This is a genomic window from Streptomyces sp. A01 (genome assembly GCF_059026195.1).
In genome coordinates this window covers 1-453 of sequence record NZ_JBWLKN010000128.1, presented here as the reverse complement: position 1 = coordinate 453, position 453 = coordinate 1, and the positions used below count along the sequence as shown (strand labels likewise).

Annotated in this window: 1 protein-coding gene; it reads right to left on the bottom strand. The window is 68.4% G+C overall.

The genetic code is table 11. The features are described 5' to 3' along the window. Positions 1-195: 195 nt before the first annotated feature. A partial coding sequence (locus AC5P1B_RS35835; RefSeq protein WP_493892221.1) for a PTS sugar transporter subunit IIA occupies positions 196-453 on the bottom strand: 258 nt, incomplete at its 5' end.

Below are 453 nucleotides of genomic sequence, written 5' to 3'. Positions count from 1 at the left end.
TCCTCCACCAATCCACCCATCACTGACCAACACTGACACTGACCAACACAGACCAACACCGACACCGGCCAACACCGACACCGGCCAACACCGGCACACACCAACCAGCACACCCACACCAACCCCCCACCCACCGGCCACCCACTACGCGGTCGGCGAGCGCCCGTTTCGGACGGGCGCACCGGCCGCCGGGGCTCAACTCCAGTGGAAGAGGACCCCGTCCGGGGTGATCTCGCCATCCTCCGCGACCTCGGTCAGCGATTCGGCGGTGGCTTCGAGCGCGACGACGGGGCATACGGGCGACTTGCCCGCCCGCTCCACCTCGGCCGGGTTCCACCGGATCATCGGGTCGCCGCGGCGGACGGTGTCGCCCTTCTGCACCAGCAGCTCGAAACCCTCGCCACCCAACTGCACGGTGTCGATCCCCAGATGCGTCAGCACCCCATGCCCCGA